The organism is Amycolatopsis sp. NPDC059021, from assembly GCF_042739895.1.
In the GTDB taxonomy this organism is placed as follows: domain Bacteria; phylum Actinomycetota; class Actinomycetes; order Mycobacteriales; family Pseudonocardiaceae; genus Amycolatopsis.
In genome coordinates this window covers 1-3,139 of sequence record NZ_JBHYIQ010000161.1, presented here as the reverse complement: position 1 = coordinate 3,139, position 3,139 = coordinate 1, and the positions used below count along the sequence as shown (strand labels likewise).

At 69.4% G+C, this 3,139-nt stretch carries 3 protein-coding genes; all 3 read right to left on the bottom strand.

The features are described 5' to 3' along the window. Positions 1-77: 77 nt before the first annotated feature. On the bottom strand, positions 78-755 hold the full coding sequence (locus ACFWX1_RS45925) for a class I SAM-dependent methyltransferase (protein WP_378396243.1): 678 nt from the start codon (positions 753-755) through the stop codon (positions 78-80). 161 nt (positions 756-916) lie between these two features. After that, positions 917-1,564 (bottom strand): helix-turn-helix transcriptional regulator, encoded by a 648-nt coding sequence (locus ACFWX1_RS45920; RefSeq protein ID WP_378396242.1) that lies wholly within the window; start codon positions 1,562-1,564, stop codon positions 917-919. Positions 1,565-1,651: 87 nt separating this feature from the next. Then, the coding region (locus tag ACFWX1_RS45915) for a TM0106 family RecB-like putative nuclease (protein WP_378396241.1) at positions 1,652-3,139 on the bottom strand (1,488 nt) is incomplete at its 5' end.

The following is a 3,139-nucleotide window of genomic DNA, read 5'->3' as shown; positions in this document are numbered from 1 at the left end:
TTATGGTTTTTTCGTTCTTTTACTTGTGCCTGCTGGGCATTTTCCTCGTTGTACTGCCTTTAAACTCCCCCTTCAGCTCACTTGCGCAGGGTGACCTCGATGCCGATACCGGGCGTGGTGATTTCGCAGGTCTCGAACGCGCTTCGGGCGACCATCAGGCGGAATCGCTCCGGCGAGTAGGCCCGGCGGCGCAGCATGCCGCCCAGCGTGTGCCGGATGGCGAATCCCGCGACCCGGCCGACGTCCATGCCCACGACCTCGCGATCGACGTCGGCGGCCGCGGCTTCGTGGTTCAGGTCCTGGACGACGGCGATCCCACCCGGCCGCAGCACGCGATGCATTTCGTCGAGCGCGTCGACCGGGCGCGTGAAGTTCTTGAACGCCGCCTGACAGACGACGAAGTCGAACGACTCGTCCTCCAACGGCATCGCCGCGACGTCGCCCTGCCGGAAGTCGACGCGCAGCCGTTCCTTCGCGGCGTGCTCGTTCGCCAGCTCGACGAACGTGGGCGCGACGTCCAGCCCGGTGACCGAAAAGCCGAGCCGCGCCAGTTCGACGGCGAAATAGCCGGGCCCGAAAGCCACTTCGAGGATGTCGGCGCCGCCCGGCAGGCCCGCGGTCATCTCCGCCGCCTGCTTGCGCCACGCCGCGAGCTGCGGCTCGGTACCGCGTTGCCGCGCGTACATCCGCGCCAGCGGGCCGCCCATCTCGGGGACGAGCTTGCGGCGTTCGCGGGTGATTTCCTGATTCTTCATGGGTTTCTCCGGTTTCGGTTCGTGTGATCGTCCGAACCGGCCCACGCTCATGCTCCCGGTTATCCTGACGTCGCCACCTCGTGGCCGGGATCCGTGCGCGGGTTCGGTTCGAGGTTCCAGACCCCGGCGTGGTGTGCCAGCACCCGCCGGGGTCGCCCCCTTCAAGCCTGTGTGCTCCCCCTTTCCGCCAGTTCGGTCATGTCGTCCGGAATCTCGCCGGTCGCATGCCAGCGCCGCCACGCGCCGACACCCGGCATCGCCCCGGAAGTCAGTTCCGCCACGAACGAGCGGACCCAGTTCAGCTCGGCCGTGCGCATGGCCAGGTCGTATTCGGCCTCGGCCAGCAGCAGCCGGGGGACGTCCGCGCTCACCTGTGCCAGCATCTCCCGCTGCTCGGTGATCTCCGCTTCCAGCAGCTCGGCCCGGCGGCCCAGCAACGCGACGACCTCGTCCGGGCCGAGTACCGCCATCACCGACAGCCCCGCCTCGAACCGCGGTTGCTCCCGTTCGGGCGTCGAAAGCAGCTCACGGACCCAGTCCTCGTACTCGGCGCGCCCCGCCGGGGTCAGCCGGTAGACCGTCCGCTCCGGGCGGCCGCCTTCGCGCACGCTCTCCACCGCCGCGATGAAACCGTGCTTCTCCAGGTTGCCGACCACGGTGTACAGCGAGCCCCACTTGATGTTCATGTCGCGCTCCTTGTTGCGTTCCCGCAGCAGGGAGGCGATTTCGTAGGGGTGCATCGGCCGCTCGACCAGTGCCGACAGCACGGCGAGGCCCAGCAGATTGCCGACCTTGCGCCGCTTCGCCATCACTTGATCCTCAGCTCGTGAACGAGTACTCGTCTACGAGTATCCAGAGACATCTCAGCATCGTCAAGTATCTCAAAAACTAAGAGATCAGAGGTCGAGCGCGAACGGGACCTCGGTCTGCGCGCGGGTGCTCATCCACTCGCGCAGCGCGTAGGTAGCGCGGACGTCGTCCTCGTTGTACTGCAGCAGCCGCTCGCGCTGGACGTCGTCCGGCACGCCACCGTCCATCCCGACGGCGTCGCGGTACCAGCGCATCGACGCCTCGCCACCCGCCTCCGGATCCCGCCACGCGAACCCGGCGACCGGCGCGATCACCTTCAGCCCCTTGCCGTGCGAGCACAGGAACTGATCGGTGACGCTGCGGAAGAGATCCACCCACTCCTCGGAGTCCACAAAGGACTCGATGTTCTTGCGGGACGGGATGCCGGGGTGGTCGCCGAAGCGCTCCACCGAGCCGAACAGCCAGCGGTTCTCGGCGAGCGCGTTGTAGCAGTAGGCGCGGAAGGTCAGCCCGGCCGCCGCCGTACGCTCGCGGACATCGCTCAACCACGCCCAGAACTCGGCGAACGAGCGGGCCTCGTCCGGGGTCGGCAACGGATCCCAGGTCGCGAACGCCTGATATCCCCGCGGCAGTCCGATGTCGGCGCCGGTGAGCAGCGAACCCCACAGGTACGCGCCGGAATCGCCGAAGCTCTCCATGTCGACGTCGACCTCGACGTCCGCGCGCGGCACCTCGACGACGTCGACCCGGCGCACCATCGTGAGATCGGCGAGCCAGGCGCGGGCGAGCATGATCGCGTCGGCGAAGGAGCCGCCCGTCCAGTTCATCGGCGGCGGCTCGTCGGCGGGATCCAGCGCGGCCAGCTTGTCCACTGTGGACACCCCGGACCGGCGCAGCTCCATCGCGTCCTCGCCGCGCACCACGAGACTCACGTCCCTGGTCTCGGTGAGCACCACCTCGCAGGTGGACCACCACGGGCAGCGGCGGCATTCGAGGATCCGGGACGGGCTCGCCAGCGGCTCGTCGCCGTTCGCGGCGGCGGTCGCCACGGCGACCCGGTCGGCGAAGCGGCTCTGGTACTCGGCGAGCGCGCTGCGCCCGCCCGGCCAGGTGCCCGCGGTGAGGTCGTGCCAGACGACGACGTCCGCGTCGAGGCCGATCACCCCGCCGACCGCCCGCGAGTCGGCGTGTCCCAGCGACTGGAGCATCCGGTGCAGATGGGCGAGCTTCAGCTGATCGCGCGGCTGCGAGCGCACCTTGCGCTGCTCGTCCGCCGTCCGGTGCGCGGGATCGAGATCGGTCACCGGCGTCGTCTGCGCGCCGGCGCCGCGGTCGGTGATGCGGTGGCGCACCACGAGAACCGGCACGTAGCCCTGTCCGGTGTGGACAAGCAGATCGACGCCGCCGCGCCGGTGGGCCGCGGTGTCGACGGGGAACAACGCGCCCCAGATGTGGCCGGCGCCTTCGGCGAGCGCGGCTTCGGTGCGCTGGACGCGTTCGGCCGCGGGCAGGTCACGCGGGATCGTCGCCCAGGTCGCGTCCGGCCCGGTCGCCGCCATGAGCCGTCGCAGGAT